The sequence below is a fragment of the uncultured Bradyrhizobium sp. genome, from assembly GCF_936928535.1.
Taxonomy (GTDB): domain Bacteria; phylum Pseudomonadota; class Alphaproteobacteria; order Rhizobiales; family Xanthobacteraceae; genus Bradyrhizobium.
This window is the reverse complement of record NZ_CAKZHY010000057.1, coordinates 1-17,991: the sequence shown is the minus strand read 5'-3', so window position 1 is coordinate 17,991 and position 17,991 is coordinate 1. Positions and strand designations below refer to the sequence as shown.

The 17,991-nt window shown below is 64.5% G+C and carries 14 protein-coding genes and 1 pseudogene; 7 read left to right on the top strand and 8 right to left on the bottom strand.

The features are described 5' to 3' along the window. Positions 1-64: 64 nt before the first annotated feature. From Q0687_RS08290 to Q0687_RS08270, 5 genes are all read right to left on the bottom strand, one after another. A complete protein-coding gene (locus Q0687_RS08290; RefSeq protein ID WP_298874352.1) occupies positions 65-1,036 on the bottom strand; it encodes an MBL fold metallo-hydrolase in 972 nt (323 codons plus the stop codon). A 137-nt stretch (positions 1,037-1,173) separates the two neighbouring features. After that, on the bottom strand, positions 1,174-2,016 hold the full coding sequence (locus Q0687_RS08285) for a carbohydrate ABC transporter permease (RefSeq protein WP_298874518.1): 843 nt from the start codon (positions 2,014-2,016) through the stop codon (positions 1,174-1,176). A gap of 49 nt (positions 2,017-2,065) precedes the next feature. Next, the gene (locus tag Q0687_RS08280; RefSeq protein ID WP_298874350.1) at positions 2,066-3,022 is read right to left on the bottom strand and encodes a sugar ABC transporter permease; all 957 of its coding nucleotides are present in this window, start codon (positions 3,020-3,022) and stop codon (positions 2,066-2,068) included. 162 nt (positions 3,023-3,184) lie between these two features. Continuing rightward, positions 3,185-4,519 (bottom strand): extracellular solute-binding protein, encoded by a 1,335-nt coding sequence (locus Q0687_RS08275; protein WP_298874347.1) that lies wholly within the window; start codon positions 4,517-4,519, stop codon positions 3,185-3,187. Positions 4,520-4,617: 98 nt separating this feature from the next. Further along, on the bottom strand, positions 4,618-5,661 hold the full coding sequence (locus Q0687_RS08270; RefSeq protein ID WP_298874344.1) for a C-terminal binding protein: 1,044 nt from the start codon (positions 5,659-5,661) through the stop codon (positions 4,618-4,620). Between the two features lie 261 nt (positions 5,662-5,922). Here Q0687_RS08270 and Q0687_RS08265 point away from each other — a divergent pair, with 261 nt between their 5' ends. Next, on the top strand, positions 5,923-7,608 hold the full coding sequence (locus Q0687_RS08265) for a methyl-accepting chemotaxis protein (protein ID WP_298874342.1): 1,686 nt from the start codon (positions 5,923-5,925) through the stop codon (positions 7,606-7,608). A 76-nt stretch (positions 7,609-7,684) separates the two neighbouring features. On the opposite strand, the gene Q0687_RS08260 is transcribed toward Q0687_RS08265, so the two are convergent. Then, positions 7,685-8,620: a DMT family transporter gene (locus Q0687_RS08260; protein WP_298874340.1), complete on the bottom strand. Its 936-nt coding sequence runs from the start codon at positions 8,618-8,620 to the stop codon at positions 7,685-7,687. A gap of 104 nt (positions 8,621-8,724) precedes the next feature. Between Q0687_RS08260 and Q0687_RS08255 the strand changes: the two genes are divergently transcribed. Continuing rightward, positions 8,725-9,114, top strand: coding sequence for a DUF1330 domain-containing protein (locus Q0687_RS08255; protein ID WP_298874337.1), 390 nt, complete (start codon positions 8,725-8,727; stop codon positions 9,112-9,114). Positions 9,115-9,170: 56 nt separating this feature from the next. On the opposite strand, the gene Q0687_RS08250 is transcribed toward Q0687_RS08255, so the two are convergent. Both Q0687_RS08250 and mgtA read right to left on the bottom strand, forming a co-directional pair. Continuing rightward, on the bottom strand, positions 9,171-10,103 hold the full coding sequence (locus tag Q0687_RS08250) for a DMT family transporter (protein WP_298874334.1): 933 nt from the start codon (positions 10,101-10,103) through the stop codon (positions 9,171-9,173). A 130-nt stretch (positions 10,104-10,233) separates the two neighbouring features. Continuing rightward, complete coding sequence (gene mgtA, locus Q0687_RS08245) at positions 10,234-12,732, bottom strand: magnesium-translocating P-type ATPase (RefSeq protein ID WP_298874331.1); 2,499 nt, start codon at positions 12,730-12,732, stop codon at positions 10,234-10,236. Between the two features lie 195 nt (positions 12,733-12,927). On the opposite strand from mgtA, the gene Q0687_RS08240 reads away from it, so the two are divergent. The 5 genes and pseudogenes from Q0687_RS08240 to Q0687_RS08220 all read left to right on the top strand — a co-directional run. Further along, entirely contained in the window at positions 12,928-14,196 is a 1,269-nt protein-coding gene (locus Q0687_RS08240; protein WP_298874328.1) for an efflux RND transporter periplasmic adaptor subunit, read from the top strand. After that, positions 14,193-15,419: an FtsX-like permease family protein gene (locus Q0687_RS08235; protein ID WP_298874324.1), complete on the top strand. Its 1,227-nt coding sequence runs from the start codon at positions 14,193-14,195 to the stop codon at positions 15,417-15,419. Before Q0687_RS08240 ends, Q0687_RS08235 begins: the two co-directional genes overlap by 4 nt. Then, a complete protein-coding gene (locus Q0687_RS08230) occupies positions 15,412-16,095 on the top strand; it encodes an ABC transporter ATP-binding protein (protein ID WP_298874322.1) in 684 nt (227 codons plus the stop codon). Before Q0687_RS08235 ends, Q0687_RS08230 begins: the two co-directional genes overlap by 8 nt. A 253-nt stretch (positions 16,096-16,348) precedes the next feature. Then, a complete protein-coding gene (locus Q0687_RS08225; RefSeq protein ID WP_298874320.1) occupies positions 16,349-17,641 on the top strand; it encodes an adenylosuccinate synthase in 1,293 nt (430 codons plus the stop codon). A gap of 37 nt (positions 17,642-17,678) precedes the next feature. Next, positions 17,679-17,991 (top strand): annotated as a pseudogene (locus Q0687_RS08220) (hypothetical protein); the annotation flags it as partial.

Here is a 17,991-nt window from a genome sequence, read left to right as displayed (position 1 = left end):
TGCGCGGCATTTCCGCATCACACGACTGCCGCCGCGTACTTACTCCTTCACCGCTTGCCGCCGCTCACGCGGTTTCATAGACTAGTCTGGTGAAGTAGCCGGGGTCGACCAGGAACTGTCCCCACTTCGCGTCGAACGCAGCCGTCGGCTTGGCGGCAACCGTCTCGTCGCGTGTCTTTCCCTGTTTCTTAAGATTGCCGACGTTATCCCTGATGGCGACCAGCATGTCGCGGAATTGCTGCAGCTCGGCCTTGTTGCTGACCGGCTTGCCGTGACCGGGGATGATGATGGTGTCGTTGTTGGCCATCGCCAGATTGGCGCCGCAGACCGCGATCATGCCGTCGATACTGCCGCCGGTCGAATGGTCGATGAAGGGATAGATGCCGTTCCAGAAGGTGTCGCCCATATGAAGGATGTTGGCCTCCGTGAACATGACCGAGATGTCGCCATCCGTATGCGCCGGGCCATGATATTTCAACGCAATGGAAGCGCCGTTGACCTTGAGATGATGGTCCTTGGCGAAGACCTCCGTTGGAATAGCCTTGGCCGCCAGCGGCAGGAAATTGTAGTCCCAGTCCTCGACCCTCTGCACAACGGAGAGGTGCTTGCGGGTGTTTTCGTGAGCGATGATCTTCGCGCCCGCAGCGCCCACCCATTCATTGCCGTCCGCATGGTCGAAGTGCCAATGCGTGTTGATCAGATGCGCGATCGGCTCGCTGCCAAGTTCGGCAAGCGTCTTGCTCAGCTGCGGGCGCGAGACGCCGATACCGGCATCGACGAGCAGCTTGCCGTCAGGTCCGGTGAGGACGGCAATGTTGCCGCCCGATCCTTCGAGCACGCTGATGTTGTTACGCAGATTGTACACCTTGATCGGCGATGCCGCCGCGCTGTCCTTGATCAGGCTGACGAGGCCGCGCGCTTCTGCGTAGGCTTGTCGAGGGCTGAGCCATCCCCCGGTGGCTGCGAAGGTCGCGCCGCCGACGCAACAGAGGCAAAAACCGCGTCGCGACATTGAGCGAAGATTTGGCGTATCCATGCAATTCTCGCTTTCTTAAGCGGTGATTGACGGCGCCAACTGGTTGGTCCCACCGTCAGTACGGAAGGTGGGATCAATGAGCCATGTGATCTATCAGGATTGCACGATCGGATCGCGATTCGCCTGTGAGCGGCGAGCTACTCCTTTACCGCGCCGGTGAGCGAGGACACGTAGTAATCCACGAACAGCGAGTAGAAGATCGCAACCGGCAGCGAGCCGAGCAGCGAGCCCGCCATCAGTGCGCCCCACTGGTAGACGTCTCCGGTGATGAGCTCGGTCAGGATCGCGACCGGCACGGTCTTGTTGGCGCCGCTCTGGATGAAGGCGAGCGCGTAGATGAACTCGTTCCAGGACAGCGTGAACGAGAAGATGCCGGCGGAGATCAGGCCGGGCACGGCGAGCGGCAGCGTGATACGGCGCAGGATCTGCAGTCGCGTCGCGCCATCGACCAGCGCGCATTCCTCGAGCTCATAGGGGATCGACTTGAAATAGCCGATCAGGAGCCAGGTGCAGAACGGCACCAGGAAGGTCGGATAGACCAAGATCAGCGCCAGCGGAGAATCGAACAGGCCGAACTGCACCACGACGGTTGCGAGCGGAATGAACAGGATCGACGGCGGCACCAGATAGGCGAGGTAGATGCCGAGGCCGACATAGGGACTGCCGCGGAAGCGCAGGCGCTCGATCGCGTAAGCGGCAAGCGTGCTGGCGACCAGCGACAGCGTGGTGGCCCCGATCGCAACCAGCATCGTGGTCCACAGCCAGCGCGGATAGGCAGTGTCGAACAAGAGGTGCTTGATGTGTACCAGCGTCGGCGAGGTGATCCAGAACGGGTTGTGCTCCCGGTAATTCAGCAGCTCCGCATTCGGTTTGAACGAGGTGATCGCCATCCAGTAGAACGGAAACAGCAGGATCAGCACGAAGCAGCCGAGCGGCAAATAGATCATCATCAGCCGCCGCAGCCCGGAATCCCAGGCCATGGTGTCGGGCGCTGCTTTGGCGTTGGCGACGGAGGCTTGCGCGACGGTATCAGTCATTGGCCTCTCCCTGCTGCCATTTGCGGCGCGCCAGGCCGAAATAGGAGAACAGCGTCGCGAACACCAGGAACGGGATCATCGACACCGCGATCGCCGCGCCTTCGCCGAGCTCGCCACCGGCGATGCCGCGCTGGAACGCCAGCGTTGCGAGCAGGTGGGTCGAGTTCACCGGGCCGCCGCGGGTGATGGCGTAGACCAGCTGGAAGTCCGTGAAGGTGAAGATGATCGAGAACGTCATGACGATGGCGAGGATCGGCATCATCATCGGAAAGGTGATGTAGCGGAAGCGCTGCCAGGAGCTGGCGCCGTCGAGCATGGCTGCCTCGTAGAGCGAGGGCGAGATGGTTTGCAGCCCCGCCAGCAGCGAGATCGCGACGAAAGGAATGCCGCGCCAGATGTTGGCCGCGATCAGCGAGAACCGCGCCGGCCAGGGCGAGCCGAGAAAATCGATATTGCTGGTGCGCCAGTGCAGCACGTCGACCAGCAGATAGGAGATGATCGAGAATTGCGGATCGTAGATCCACCAGAACGCCAGCGCCGAGAGCACCGTCGGCACGATCCAGGGCAGCAGCACGATGGCGCGCAACAGGCTCTTGAACGGAAAATGATTGTTGAGCAGCAGCGCGAGCCAGAAGCCGAGCGCGAACTTTCCGAAGGTCGCGATCCCCGTGTAGACCACGCTGTAGAACACCGCGTTCCACCACAGGGGATCGGTGAGCAGATATTGGAAGTTCTCGAAGCCGATGAACTGGCCCCTTCGACCGATCGTGGCGTCGGTGAAGGCGAGCCAGATGCCGAGGCCGAGCGGATAGGTCAGGAATACCGCGAGCAGCCCGATCGCGGGCGCAAGGCACATCACGATCAGGAACGGCTTGTAGTCGAACAGCCGCACCAGCCAGTTCGGCTGCCGCTGGGTCAGCGTCGGGGACGAGAGGGTGGTCACGGACATCAGGGCGTTGTCCTGTCGTTGAAGATTCACTCCACCGTCATTGCGAGCGACTTGTCCGCCGTAGCTCGAAGAGCAACGGCGGAAGTGAAGCAATCCAATCCTTCTCTGCTGACAAAGTCTGGATTGCTTCTCCGCTCCTTGCTCTGACCGTGGTTGCGTTTGCTACCGGCGGAAATACCGCTTCGCGCGACGCTCCGCTTCGGCGGCTGCCTGCTCCGGTGTTGCAGCATCGGTCGCGACCGAGGCGCACATCTGCACCAGCACATAATCGGCATTAACGGCGCCTGTCGCGGTCGATATCGGGCCATTATAGCCGTTATAGTAGGAGCTCTTCATCGTATCCTTGAAGATGGCCACCTTGGGGTCGCCTGTCCAAACGGCTGCGTCGGCATAGGCTGCCAGCGGCTGCGCCCAGTAGCCGGAATTGGCGTTGAGCCAGGGTTCATACTGCTCCTTCTCCAGCATGAATTGCAGGAAGGCCTTTGCCGCATTCGGATACGGGCTGTGCTTGAACACCATCGCGTTCAGCGTAAGCCCCGACATCGGAGAGATCGGTGCGACACCCTTGGGCAGGAACTGATGCTCGGTGTCGTCGGCGATCGGCTTGGTCGCGGGATCGTTCTTCAGCGAGAAGTAAAGTGAGACGCCGTTGGCGGTCAGCGCAATTTCCTGCGAGGAATAGGCGCGATTGTTGGAAACGTCGTTCCACGAGGGCGTGCCGGCGATGAAGGTGGGGTAGAGCTCCTTCAGATATTTGAGTGCCGCCACCGTTTCCTTGCTGTTGATGATGAGATTGCCTTCGGGGTCGAGCAGGGCCGCGCCGTGCGACCACAGCAGCCACTGGGCAAAGCCATTGCCGTCGCCGACGGCATTGCCGAGTGCGAAGCCGGCAGGCTTGCCCGCCTTCTGCAATTTCCGGCAGACGTCGAGCACGCCAGCGTGGTCATCCGGCACCTTGTCGAAGCCAACCGACTGCAGAATCGATTTGCGGTAGACGAGGGGACCGCCCGAGGCGCCGAATGGCAGGCCGATCCAGTTGTTGGATTTGGCACGTTTGCCATAGGTCTGTGCCAGCGTGAGCCAGCCGCCGTAACGCTTGCCGACATAGTCGGCGACGTCGGTCAGCTCGATCAGTTTGTCGATATAGATGTGCGGTGCATCGCCGAAGCCGATGATGATGTCGGGCCCGGCGCCGGAATTGGCCGTGACCGCGGTCTGCTGGTTGATGTCTTCCCAGCCGACGAAGTCGACCTTGACCTCGACGCCGGTCTCCTTGGTGAATTTTGCCGCGTTGGCGCGGAACACGTCCTCGTCGGCCTGGACGAAGCGCACCGGCCGCAGCATGCGAAGCGTCGCGCCCTTCTCGATCGGCAGTTTCGGCGCGGGGACGTCGGCGGCCTTGATGTTCGAAGTTTGCGCTGCAGCACCCGTGGCGGCGAACGTCGCAGCAGACAGGCCCAGCGCCAAGGCATCACGACGCGTGATGTCGTTCCTCATCGGTTCCTCCCTATGATGTCTCCCTTCCCGGCGTTGATCGCCGGTGAAGGGCCGTTTCGTTCTCTTGCCGTCTCTCGGCGCGTGTTGCGCCGCCCGCCTTAGCTGTTCGGGCCGCGGTCCATGCCGACAGGTTGCCAGCGGCGGAGCGCGGTGTCTTGCAGCACCGACGGGTTCACGCAGCTTACCGGCCACATGCCCTGAAGCACCAGTGACAATTCGTAGCCTACGCGGCGCTTGCGCGCCTCGTCGAACCGTGCCGAGGCCGAGGCGACGTGGGCGGTTAGGGTCACGTTCTCCATGCCGAGAAGCGGGTTGTTGTGCGAAGGGGGTTCCTTCTCCAGCACGTCGAGGGCGGCATGCGCGATCCAGCCCTCCTGCAGCGCCTTGATCAGGCTTTCCTCGTCGACAGTGGCGCCGCGCCCGGTATTGATGAAGATCGAGCCCTTCTTCATCTGCCGGAAGTGCTTTTCAGTGAGCATGTGATGCACTTCGGGCCGGGCAGGGGCGTGCATCGAGACGAAGTCGGACTGCGACAGCACCTCGTTCAGCGTCGCCGGGATGACGCCGTGGTCCCACATCAGCGTTTCCTGGATGAAGGGATCGTAGGCCATCATGCGCAGGCCGAAGGGAGCTGCGCGCTTCGCAACCGCACGCGCGACGCGGCCGAACGAGACGAAGCCGAGCGTCTGGCCCATCAGTCGTGGAATCTTCAGGAGCGCCGGCCGGCCCTCGGCCCAGCGGCCGCTGCGCACCATCTTGTCCTGCTCGACCAGGCGGCGGAACCCCGACAGCAGCAGCATCATGGCGTGGTCGGCGACTTCCTCGATGAAGGTATCGGGAATGTTGGTGACGGGAATGCCGCGGGCGGTTGCCGCCTTCACATCGACACTGTCGACGCCGACCGAGCCCAGCGTGATGACCTTGCAGTTCTGCAGGCTGTCGATGATGGTCTTGCTGATCGGGATGCCCTTGGCGTAGATCGCGTCGGCATTCTTGGCGGCGGCGATGAACTCGGCCTCATTGGCGGGCGCCTCGATGATCTCGGCATCGATCGGATCGAGCGCCTCGCGCTCGTACGAATAGTCGCTGCCGGCGACCGTGAAGCTCGCGCCCTTTGGCGTCACCACCCTGTATTTCGGCATTTTCTGCTCCCGATTTAGCTTGTCGGTTCTTGTTGCGACCCGCACCTTCCGGGCGGGCCTTTACGTCTTTTACGCGAAATCGACGGGAGTGCGTACAATTCCCGGTTGTCGCCTCAGCGATTATTTGCCGTTTTACCCGGCATCGTACGGGCTTCTACGGAGGCCTGTAAGGAACTTGCTAAGAGGTCTCCCCCTAAAAGTTAATTCAATTTCGATCGATTCTGTCGCGTGCCCGTATCTCTTTTCTCCGGAGTCCATCTCGTGAAGTTGAGCAATCTGAAGATCGCCCCCAAGCTAGGCATTCTTGTGGGCGTCACCTTGTTCGGCCTGTGCGTCGCCGGATTTCTTGCCGGCTACCTGATGAAGCGCGAGATGGTCAATGCGCGCATCGATCAGGCCAAGGCCATCGTCGAGATGGGGCGCAACTATGCGCTCACGCTGAAGAAGCGTGTCGATGCCGGCGAGATGACAAAGGACGCGGCGATGGCCGATCTTCGTCGCTACGGCAATGCGATGACCTATGACAACGGTTCGGGCTATCTTTTCGGCACGTCTTATGACGGCATCACCCAACTCGCGCCCGATCCGAAGCAGATCGGCACCAATCGGATGGAGGTCGAGACCAACGGCCGCAAGCTCTCCAAGGAGCTGATGGACGGCGCGAAGACCAACGGCTCGATCCTGTTGCACTACGAATATGCCAAGCCGGGTGCGGAAGGACTGATCCGCAAGATTGGCTACGCCGTCGCGGTCCCCGGCCTCGACATGTATCTCGGTACAGGCGCCTATCTTGATGACATCGACGCCAAGATGAGCCCGGTGTTCTGGTCGCTCGGCCTCGCCATGCTCGCCATCCTGATCGTCTCTGGGGGCGTCGCCTGGCTGCTCGGCCGCAGCATCAGTGGTCCGCTCACGCAACTCGGGGTCCGCATGAAGGACCTCGCCGATGGCAAGCTCGACGGCGAGATTCCCGGCGTCGGCCGTGGCGACGAGGTCGGCGCGATGGCTTCGACCGTCCAGATCTTCAAGGACAATGCGGTCCGCATCCGCGAGATCGAGAAGAGCGAAGCGGACGCAAAGGATCGGGCCATGGCGGATCGCCGCCGCGCGATGGAAGATATCGCCAACGACTTCGAACGCAGCGTCAACGGCATCGTCCGCTCGGTCTCCTCGGCCGCAGCCGGCATGCAGTCGACGGCGCAGTCGATGACTTCGACCGCCAGCGACGCTTCCTCGCGCGCAGCGACCGTCGGCGCGGCCTCGCAGAAAGCCTCCGGCAATGTCGGCACGGTTGCCGCCGCGGCCGAAGAGCTGTCCAGCTCGGTCGCGGAAATCTCCCGCCAGGTGACGCGTTCGACCGAAGTCGCGAGCCGCGCGGTCAGCGACGCCGAGCGTACCAACGCCACGGTGCAGGAGCTCTCGACCGGTGCCGAGAAGATCGGCGAGGTCGTCAAGCTCATTCACTCGATCGCGGCGCAGACCAATTTGCTTGCGCTCAACGCCACCATCGAGGCGGCGCGCGCCGGTGAGTCCGGCCGCGGCTTCGCCGTCGTCGCCTCCGAGGTGAAGGCGCTGGCCAACCAGACCGCCAAGGCGACCGAGGAAATCTCCGCCCAGGTCGCGGCGATGCAGACCTCGACCAGCGATGCGGTCGCAGCGATCGGCGGCATCACCCAGACCATCGCCGAGATGAGCGAGATCACCGCCGGCATTTCGGCCTCGATCGAGCAGCAGGGCGAAGCGACCCGCGAGATCGCGCGCAACATCCAGTCGGTCGCGGCCGGCTCGAGCGAGATCAACGCTCATATCGGCAGCGTCACCTCGGCCGCGGAAGCGACCGGCACCGCGGCCGGCGACGTGCTGACCAACGCCCGCGAGCTGGATCACCAGTCCGGCGCGCTGCGCAGCGCGGTGGACGGCTTCCTCGCCAAGGTTCGTGCGGCGTAAGCTTTTGCGTTGAGTTGTGTAAGGTGGGCAAAGGCGCGACAGCGCCGTGCCCACCTTTTCTTTTTGAAGCGCCGGGCTACTTCACCGCCGAACCCTGGCGCGAGGCGATGACGACGCCGGCGAGCACCAGCGCATAGCCGATCAGGTGAAACGGCTGGAGCCTTTCACCGAGCAGTACGATCGCCATCGCCGAGCCGAACACCGGCACAAGATGGAAGAACGGCGCGGCGCGGTTTGGCCCGATCAGTGCGACCCCGCGGTTGAAGAAGAGGTAGGCGAGCGTCGAGGGGAAGATCAGGATGTAGCTGAACGCCATCAGCGTCACGGTGTCGAAATGCAGCACCCTGCCGCTCCAACCCTCCCAGATCGCGGCCGGCAGCAGCATGATGGCGCCGCAACAGGTGGTGAACGACAGGAACGACAGCTGATGAACCTTCGGTCGCCGCGGGATGAAGGCCGAATAGAGTCCGAACGCCACCAGTGAGGAGGCGAACATGATGTCGCCCCGGTTGAACGAGATGCTCGCCAGCGCCGCCAGATCGCCGCGCAGGATGATGATCAGCACGCCGATCAGCGAGATTGCGATGCCGGCGAGCTGCCCAGCCGTGAGCCGCACGCCAAACAACACCAGCGACCATAGCGCCACGAACAGGGGACCTGCCGACTGGATCAGCAGCGCGTTCAGCGCCTCGGTGTACTGCAGGGCCCAGTATGAGATCGCGTTGTTGAAGGCGAAGCCGACCAGCGACAGGAACAGCATCAGCGGCAGGCTCTTGCGCAAGGCGGGCCAGTCGCGCTTCAGATGCGGCCAGGAGAACGGCAGCAGGATCAGGAACACGCCGAACCAGCGGATCGTCGTCACCGTCAGCGGCGGCACATGCGCGCCGACATGGCGCGCGATCACGATGTTGCCGGCCCAGAACAGCGAGCTCAGGCTGAGGAGCAGATAAGGCTGGTTGTTGAGCCAGCTGGCCGGATTCGAGGCCGCTGGCGCGGGCGATGCAATCGTCATTGGCGTCGCGCATGACCTTGCGCGGATGGTCGTCTTGACACAAGTCCCGCCGCCGCAATGCTACAATGCAGGCATGACCTGAGGAGGTGCCATTGGCGGTTAATATGTTGAACATCCAGGGCCTGGAACGGCTCGACCAGCATGCGCCGGTGGTGATGCTGAACCTGATGCGTTTCCACGCCCGTTCGCGCGACGGCGGCGGATCCGGCTGGGATGCGTATTTGCGCTACAGCGCGATCACCGTGCCCATGATCAAGGCGCGTGGTGGCACGCTGTTGTGGACCGGCGAGGCGAAGGCGATCGCGCTCGGCCCGCACGCGGGCAACGAATGGGATTTCGTCGCGCTGGTCTACTATCCGTCCGTCGCGGCGTTCCTCGACATGATGACGTCGCAAGCCTACGAGCGCGATGCCGATCCGCATCGTGTCAACGGCTGTGCCGAGCACGTCATCATTGCGACCAGCGAGGCCTACAGCAAGATCGGGGCGAAGTAGCGCATTTCCTTCAAACGACCAGTTTTTCCCTTCTCCCACAAGGGAAGAAGGAAGACCTAACTCGCCTGCTTCCGCGACGCCACGAAAACGCCCGACAGCACCAGGGCGAAACCGATGAAGTGGAAGGCCTGCGGCAGTTCGCCGAGGAAGACCATGGCCATGATCGAGCCGAACACCGGCACGACGTGGAAGAACGGTGCGGCGCGATTGGCGCCGATCAGGCGGACGCCGCGGTTGAAGCAGAGATAGGCGAGTGTCGAGGGAAACACCGAGACGTAGAACAGGGTGAGCAGGTTCGGCCCGTCGAGCTTCATGACGGGGCGCGCGGATAGCTCCCAGATCTCCAGCGGAATGAGGCAGGCCGCGCCGGCGCCGAAGGTGAAGGCGAGGAACGACAGGCCGTGGATCGGGGGTCGCTTCAGCGTCAGCACCGAATAGAGCGCGAAGATGATCAGCGCGACGATGAAGATCAAATCGCCCTTGTTGAAGGCGATGTTAGACAGCGTGGTAAGATCGCCGTGCAGCAGGATGATCAGCACGCCGCACATCGAGAGCAGCACGCCGAAGGCCTGCGCGCCGGTGAGCCTGATTCCGAGGATGACCAGCGACCAGAGCGCCACGATCAGGGGCGCGGCTGACTGCAACAGCAGCGTATTGAGCGCCTGGGTATGCTCCAGCGCCCAATATTGCAGTGTATTGAAGGCGCCGATGCCGGTGATCGAGATCACGATCATGAGGCCGAGCTTGTCGCGGATGGCCGGCCAGTCCTGGGCGAGGTGTTTCCAGGCGAACGGCAGCACCAGCAGGAAGGCGAAGCTCCAGCGCAGGAAGGACAGCGTCACCGGCGGGATGTGGCCGGCCGCGAGCCGCCCCACGACCGCATTGCCCGCCCAGCACATCGCGGTGATGCTGAGCAGGAGATAAGGCTGGTTGGCGATCCAGCTGTGGCTGGATGTTTCGGCGCTCGTGGTCTGGCCGGTAGCGGACATCGTGATTGTTATGGCCCCGCGTCATGCACCAGGGCTCCCGGCCCGGCTCTGCCCAAAGACACGGAAACGAGCCCGATATCAATGGCGCGCGGCGCATCGCCATCATGCGCGGGGCGGTGCAACAGGAACCTCAGCCCGTCGGTCCCGTGCGGATCGCGAACGGCTTCAGCAGCTCAGCGCAGGCGAGATAGACGACGACGAGCAGCGCGATGCCGGCCATCATGGCCGGCGGGGGCGCGACGAAGCCGAACCAGGTCCCAAGCGGCGTGAACGGCAGAGCGATCGCGGCGAACAGGGCGATCAGCGAAGAGGCCGCAAGCACGGGATCGGGCCAGTTGCGCCAGGGCCGTCCATAGGTGCGGATGACGAAGATCACCAGGATCTGCGTTGCCATCGATTCGACGAACCAGGCCGTGCGGAATTCGTCCGGCGAGGCGTTGAACAAATAGAGCAGCGCGCCAAAGGTGAGAAAGTCGAATACCGACGACAGCGGCCCCATGATCGCGGCAAAGCGCACCAGGCGCGACATGCTCCACACCTGCGGCTTCGCCGTTGCCTGCGCCGAGACCCGGTCGAAGGGGATGCCGAGCTCGGAAAGATCGTAGAGCAGGTTGTTGAGCAGGATCTGCGTCGGCAGCATCGGCAGGAACGGCAGTGCGATCGAGGCCGCCGCCATCGACAGCATGTTGCCGAAATTCGAGCTCGCGCCCATGCGGACATATTTGAGGATGTTGGCGAAGGTGCGCCGGCCTTCCTCGACGCCGTCAGCGACGACTTCGAGATCCGACGCCAGCAGGATCATGTCCGCAGCGGCCTGCGCCACGCCGGTGGCGCCGTCGACCGAAAGGCCGACATCGGCAACCTTCAGCGCCGGCGCATCGTTGATGCCGTCGCCGAGGAAGCCGACCACCTCGCCGCCGGCCTGAAGCGCCTTCACGATGCGCGATTTCTGGTCCGGCGCGAGCCGGCCGAACGCATCGGCGGAGCGCACCTGCACGGCAAGCGCCTCGTCGCTGAGCTCGGCAATGTCGGCGCCCGACAGCACGCGCTCGGCGTTGAGCCCGACAAGGCCAGCGAGCCGCTTCACCACCACCGGATCGTCACCCGAGAGGATCTTCAGGCTCACGCCGCCCGCCGCGAGCCGGGCGATCGCGGCCGCGGCTGTCGGCTTCGGCGGATCGGCGAAGGCGCATAGACCCTCGAAGACGAGGTCGGTTTCGTCCTCGGTCTCGACCTCGCGCAGCGCGCCGCTCCACGCCCGCGAGGCGATGGCGACCGTACGCAAGCCCTCGGTCGCGAGCGCGTGGACGCGGGCGATAGTCGCCTCGCATGCATGTTCGTCCATCGTGCACAATTCCAGCACGGCCTCCGGCGCGCCCTTGACGATCAGTTGCGCGCCTTCGGGGCCGGTGGCGAGCACCGATCCCAGCCGGCGTGAGAAATCGAAAGCCTGCCGTCCGGCGAGCGTCCAGCCCTGGGCAGCCTCCGGTCGGCCGGCGACGAGGGCGGCATCGAGTGCGCCACGGTCGCCGCCGAGCGAGGCCGCGATGGCGCCGAGCCGCGCGGCACGCGCATCGTCCTTGCCGGCGGCATCGAGGCTTCTGGCGAGCGTGATCTCGGCCGATGTCAGAGTGCCCGTCTTGTCCGTGCATAGCACGGTCATGGCGCCGAGGTCGTGGATGGCGGCGAGCCGCTTCACGATCACCTTGCGGCCGGCCATGCGCAGCGCACCGCGCGACAGCGTCACCGTCGTGATCATCGGCAGCAGTTCCGGCGTCAGCCCGACCGCGAGCGCGACGGCGAACAGGAGCGAATCGAGCACGGGGCGGCCGAACACGACGCGGATGGTGAGCACGACCAGCACCAGTGCCAGCGTGGCGCGCGCGATTACGAGGCCGAATTCGCGCAAGTCCCGTTCGAACGGAGAGGGCGCCTGCGTCTCGGCGAGCGCGGAGGCCGCCGCTCCGAACACGGTGTCGCGGCCGGTCCTGACCACGAGTGCGATCGCCTCGCCGGTTTGCGCCACGGCGCCACGGAACAGCGCATTCGAGGTGTCTTCGGGGCCGGCGCATGGTCCGGCGCGCTTCTGCACCGGATAGGGCTCGCCGGTGAGCGCGGCTTCACCCGCGGTGAAGGCGGTGCTCTCCAGGATCAGGGCATCGGCCGGGATGATGTCGCCGGCGCGGACGCGCAAGAGATCGCCGGGCACGACGTGCTCGACATCGATATCGACAAACGCGCCGTCGCGGCTGACCTCGGCCTTCAGGGCCACCGAGCGGCGCAGAATCTCGGCGGCGCGGACCGCGTGTCCCTCCTGGATGGTGTCGAGGCCGATCGAGAGCGCGAGGATCAGGACGATGATGAGGCCGCCAATCTCGTCGCCGGTCATCATCGAGATGACGCCGGCCACCAGCAGGATCAGCGACAATGGTTCGAGCAACCGACGCAGGATCGCGCGCGCCGCGCCCTCGATCCGCGGCGGCGCATCGGTGTTCGGCCCGAAACGGTCGAGACGTTCGCGGGCCTGCGCCGCCGACAAACCGGCGAGCCCGCAGCCCAGTCGACTGCCGAGCTCAGGGGGTGACAGACGCCAGAAATTGGTGTCGGCGCGGGTGGGACTGTCCAGCAAGCGAAGCTCCCGGTTTCAGGGCGTCTTGTGGCGGCCAGATGCCTCCAAATTCGTCGTAACCTATTGACCTAAAGCAATCTCGAATCCCGACGGCACGTTAGCGTCGCAAGCAATCACCCCGGCGTTGCCGGGCCAGCAATCGAAATCGAGACGTGAATCCGCCCGCTAGCGCGGCGCGATTTGCATGGTGTCTTCATGGTCGAGCAAACAATCATCCTGCCGCAGCATAAAAGCCGGTTTTCCGCTGCGGCGCTATGGTCGGGATTCCTCGCTCACAAATGGTTCATCCTCGCGGTCTTTGTTCTGCTGGCCTTCGGGGCCTGGCAGAGCGTGCGCATGATTCTAGGACCGGCGGTCGTCGTCGACCAGGCGAAGCGCGGCCGTCTGATCGAGACGGTGGTGGCCAGCGGCCATGTCGAGACGCCCTATCGGGTCGAGATCGGTAGCCAGATCATCGGCACGGTGGAAGAGGTGCTGGTGCAGGAGGGCGAAAGGGTCACCAAGGGCCAGCCGCTCATCTCGCTGGAGTCGCGCGAGCTGAAGGCGACCGTTGTTCAAGCGCAAGGCGCGGTGGCGCAGGCGGAGGCGCGGATAAGACAGCTCGACGAACTGACGCTGCCGTCGGCCAAGGAAGCTCTGACGCAGGCGGACGCGACGCTGCTCAATGCCCAGCAGACTTATGACCGTACCGCCCAGCTCGAGCACAACGGCTACGCGACGCGCGCAGCGCTCGACGATGCGCAGAAGACTCTGGATGTCGCGCGCGCTGTGAAGCGCGCGGCGGAATTCCAAGTCTATACTGCAAGCCCCGGCGGCAGCGACTACGTGATGGCGCAGACCCAGCTCAATCAGGCGCGCGCCAATCTCGACACGGCGGACTCCCGCCTCGGCTATGCGACGGTCGCCGCCCCCCGCGACGGCGTCCTGATCAGCCGCAGCGTCGAGCGCGGCACGGTCGTGCAGCCGGGCAAGGCGCTGTTCGTGCTCGCGCCGACCGGCGAGCTGCAACTCGTCCTGCAGATCGACGAACGCAATCTCGGCAAGCTGGTGTTGGGGCAGAAGGCGCAGGCGTCGGCGGATGCCTATCCGGACCGGCGCTTCGTAGCGACCGTCACCTACATCAATCCCGGCGTCGATATCTCGCGCGCCACCGTCGAGGTGAAGCTGACGGTGGCCGATCCGCCGGACTATCTGCGTCAGGACATGACGGTGTCCGTGGATATCGAGGTTGCGGCGAAGGATGGCGCCCTAGTGCTTCCGGTGCGTTCGGTGCATGACGCCCTCTCGGGGCAGCCCTGGGTGCTCGGCGTCAAGGACGGGCGCGCGACCAAGCGCCCGGTGAAGCTCGGCCTGCGTGGCAACAGCCACATCGAAATCACCGAAGGTCTTGCCGCGGGCGACGTCGCGATCCCGCAGAGCTCCGGTGTCCTCACCGGCCAGCGTCTGCGGCCCGTCTTGCCATGAACCGCTGGCTACCGTTCGAATGGATCGCGGCCGTGCGCTTCCTGCGTGAAGGCCGGCTGCAGACCATCTTCATCATCGGCGGCATCTCGATCGGCGTCGGCGTCATCGTCTTCATGTCCGCGATGCTCGCCGGCCTCGAGGCGAATTTCATCAAGCGCGTGCTGACCTCGCAGCCGCAGATCCAGCTGCTGACGCGCGACCAGATCGCGCGTCCGCTTCGCAACGGAGCCCATGAGGTCGAGGACGCAGTGGTGCAGCGTCCGAGCCAGCGGGTCATTTCGATCGATCAGTGGCCGAAGATCAGGAGCCAGATGCTGGCGATGTCCGAGGTCACCGCAGTCTCGCCGACCATCGCCGGCTCGGTGCTGGCCGTGCGCGGCGATGCCAGCCGCGCCGTCACGCTCACCGGGATCGAGCCGGACTCCTATTTCAACATCGTCAGAGTCCCGGACTACATCACGGTTGGCGAAGCTCGCCTGACAAGCGAGGACATCATCATCGGCATCGAGCTCGCCAAGAATCTCGGCGCCACCGTCGGCGACAAGCTCAACCTTCAGGCGGCCGGCGGTGCCAATCGGGTGCTGACCATCACCGGGCTCGTCGATTTCGGCAACAAGGGCGTCAACCAGCGCACGACCTTCGTCGCGCTGCGAACCGGGCAGTCGCTGCTCGGCATGATCGGCGGCGTCACCACGATCGACATGACGATCAAGGACATCTATGCGGCGGAGGATATCGCCCAGCAGATCCAGGCGGCGACCGAAGTCGAGGCCGATAGCTGGATCGCGACCAATGCGCAGTTCTTCACCGCGGTGCAGGCACAGGCTTACACCAACACCCTGATCCGTCTGTTTGTCGGCCTTTCGGTGGCCTTCGGCATCGCCGCAGTGCTGATCGTCTCAGTGATCCAGCGTTCCAAGGAGATCGGCATCCTGCGCGCGATGGGCACGTCGCGCGGCCAGATCCTCCGCGTATTCTTGGTGCAGGGCGGTGTTCTCGGCTTCGTCGGCTCGCTGTTCGGCGCGGCGTTGGGCGCGTTTGCGCTGGTCTACTGGCATGCGGTGGCGCGCCAGGCGGACGGCACGGAATTGTTTCCGCTGATCCTGGAGCGGAGCCTGTTCGTCTACACGGCGCTGCTCGCCACGATCACCGGCCTGCTCGCGGCGATGGCGCCGGCGGTGCGGGCCGCGAAACTCGATCCGGTGGTGGCGATCCGTGGCTGAGGAAATCCTGAAGCTCGAGAAAGTGTGCAAGGCCTATAATATCGGCCTGCCGACCGAGACCGAGGTGCTGCACGACATCGACCTCAAGCTCGACCATGGCGAGTTCCTTGCGCTGATCGGACCATCCGGCTCGGGCAAGAGCACGCTGCTCAACATCGTCGGGCTGCTCGACCAGCCGACCTCGGGCCGGCTGCTGATCAAGGGCCAGGACATCGCTGCTCTCGGCGACGCCGAGATCACCCACCTGCGCGGGCACACCATCGGCTTCGTCTTCCAGTACCATCTTCTCATCTCGGCCTTTACCGCGCGGGAGAATGTCATGATGCCGATGCTGGCCGACCGCGGCTTTCCGTCGGCGGAGATCGAGGCGCGGGCGGACCGGCTGCTGGCGCAGGTCGGGCTGGAGAAATTCGCCGGCAACCTCGCCAACAACATGTCGGGCGGACAGCAGCAGCGGGTGGCCGTGGCGCGCGCCCTGGCCATGAACCCGGATCTCGTGCTTGCGGACGAGCCGACCGGCAATCTCGACACCAAGTCGGCCGATGCCGTGTTCGAGCTGATGCGGCAGGTCAACCGCGACAGCGGCACGAGCTTCCTGCTCGTCACCCATAATATGGATCTGGCGCGGCGCTGCGACCGCATCATCGAAGTGGTCGACGGCCGCATCCGCGCCTAACGTCGTAGAAGGCGTCCGGCAAGGCGGATTTTTAGGGGATATCAAAGGCTTGGATCGCGTATTGGGCCTGAAAAAAGTCCCGTTCTTGCTTGCCTAGAGAGGCTGCTTCCTTTATCCGGTGGGGCTGCCTCGCATGCGAACGGCCTCGGGCCGGGACTTGGGCTGGGCGCAGGCATGATCCCGGACATCTGGGTCCCGGTTTTCCGTTTGGGTCGTGCCTATTACAGAGAATTCTTCGAAGGATTATCCGCGAATGGCCAATGTTGTCGTCGTCGGCGCCCAGTGGGGCGACGAAGGAAAGGGCAAGATCGTCGACTGGTTGTCGGAGCAGGCGGACATCGTCGCGCGCTTCCAGGGCGGCCATAACGCCGGCCACACGCTGGTCATCAACGGCGAGACCTACAAGCTCGCGCTGTTGCCCTCGGGCGTCCTGCGCCCTTCGAAGCTGGCGGTGATCGGCAACGGCGTGGTGTTCGATGCGCAGGCCTTCCTCGACGAGGTGACCAAGTTGCGGGGCCAGGGCGTTGCGGTCGGCCCGGAGAATCTGCGCGTTGCGGAGAACGTCACCCTGATCCTGCCGCTGCATCGCGAGCTCGATGCGCTTCGTGAGTCCTCCAATTCGGCGACCGCGATCGGCACCACGCGCCGCGGCATCGGCCCTGCCTACGAGGACAAGGTTGGCCGCCGCGCGATCCGCCTGATGGACCTCGCCGATCTCGACACGCTGCCGCACAAGATCGATCGCCTCCTGGCGCACCACAACGCGCTGCGGCGCGGCCTCAACCTGCCGGAGTTCGACGGCAAGGAGATCCTGAAGGAACTCACCGCGCTGGCGCCGCAGCTGCTGCCTTATGCGGAGACCGTCTGGCGTCTGCTCGATACCGAGCGGCGTGCCGGCAAGCGCATCCTGTTCGAAGGCGCGCAGGGCGCGCTGCTGGACGTCGACCACGGCACTTACCCTTACGTCACCTCGTCCAACACGGTGGCGGCGCAGGCCGCGACCGGAACGGGCCTCGGCCCGAATGCGGTCGGCTACGTGCTCGGCATCTGCAAGGCGTATACGACCCGCGTCGGCCAGGGGCCGTTCCCGACCGAACTGCTGAACGAGATCGGCGAGGAGATCGGCCGCAGGGGCCGCGAGTTCGGGGTCAATACCGGGCGCAAGCGCCGCTGCGGCTGGTTCGACGCCGTGCTGGTCCGCCAGACCGTGCGGACTTGCGGCATCACCGGCCTGGCGCTCACCAAGCTCGACATCCTCGACGGCTTCGACACGATCGAGGTCTGCGTCGGCTACAAGCTCGACGGCAAGGAGATCGATTATTTCCCGGCCGGTGAGGGCGCTCAGGCGCGGGTCGAGCCGATCTATGAGACCATCGAGGGCTGGAAGGAGCCGACCGCCCATGCGCGGTCCTGGGCTGACCTGCCGGCCCAGGCCATCAAATATGTCCGGCGGATCGAGGAATTGGTCGGGTGCCCGGTCGCACTGCTTTCCACCAGCCCCGAACGCGAGGATACTATCCTGGTGCAAAACCCGTTTGAGGCTTAACGATCTCTTACCAGGACGCGGGTATAGTTGAGTTGAAATGGCTGATTACTATCCGCTGATCGCCCGCGCTATTGCGGCCCTGGACCCCACCGCTCCCGGCGAGAGCCGGCGCGCGCTCTATGAACGGGCGCGCACGGCGTTGATCGCGCAGTTGCGCAGCGTGCAGCCCCCGCTCTCCGAATCCGAGATCACGCGCGAGCGGCTGTCGCTGGAAGAGGCCGTCCGCAAGGTCGAATCGGAGGCCGCCCAGCGCGCCCGCGAGGCCTCGCGCCCCGGCGGTGGTGCCCGCGCTGGCGGTGGCAGCGGCGATGCGTTCCGCCGGGCCAGCGCCCGTGCGACTGAAAACAACC

Bases quoted from the DNA above. Each gene is read 5' to 3' on its own strand.
- Q0687_RS08290 (WP_298874352.1), bottom strand. From the start codon at position 1,036: ATGGATACGCCAAATCTTCGCTCAATGTCGCGACGCGGTTTTTGCCTC.
- Q0687_RS08285 (WP_298874518.1), bottom strand. From the start codon at position 2,016: ATGGCCTGGGATTCCGGGCTGCGGCGGCTGATGATGATCTATTTGCCG.
- Q0687_RS08280 (WP_298874350.1), bottom strand. From the start codon at position 3,022: ATGTCCGTGACCACCCTCTCGTCCCCGACGCTGACCCAGCGGCAGCCG.
- Q0687_RS08275 (WP_298874347.1), bottom strand. From the start codon at position 4,519: ATGAGGAACGACATCACGCGTCGTGATGCCTTGGCGCTGGGCCTGTCT.
- Q0687_RS08270 (WP_298874344.1), bottom strand. From the start codon at position 5,661: ATGCCGAAATACAGGGTGGTGACGCCAAAGGGCGCGAGCTTCACGGTC.
- Q0687_RS08260 (WP_298874340.1), bottom strand. From the start codon at position 8,620: ATGACGATTGCATCGCCCGCGCCAGCGGCCTCGAATCCGGCCAGCTGG.
- Q0687_RS08255 (WP_298874337.1), top strand. From the start codon at position 8,725: ATGTTGAACATCCAGGGCCTGGAACGGCTCGACCAGCATGCGCCGGTG.
- Q0687_RS08250 (WP_298874334.1), bottom strand. From the start codon at position 10,103: ATGTCCGCTACCGGCCAGACCACGAGCGCCGAAACATCCAGCCACAGC.
- Q0687_RS08240 (WP_298874328.1), top strand. From the start codon at position 12,928: ATGGTCGAGCAAACAATCATCCTGCCGCAGCATAAAAGCCGGTTTTCC.
- Q0687_RS08235 (WP_298874324.1), top strand. From the start codon at position 14,193: ATGAACCGCTGGCTACCGTTCGAATGGATCGCGGCCGTGCGCTTCCTG.
- Q0687_RS08225 (WP_298874320.1), top strand. From the start codon at position 16,349: ATGGCCAATGTTGTCGTCGTCGGCGCCCAGTGGGGCGACGAAGGAAAG.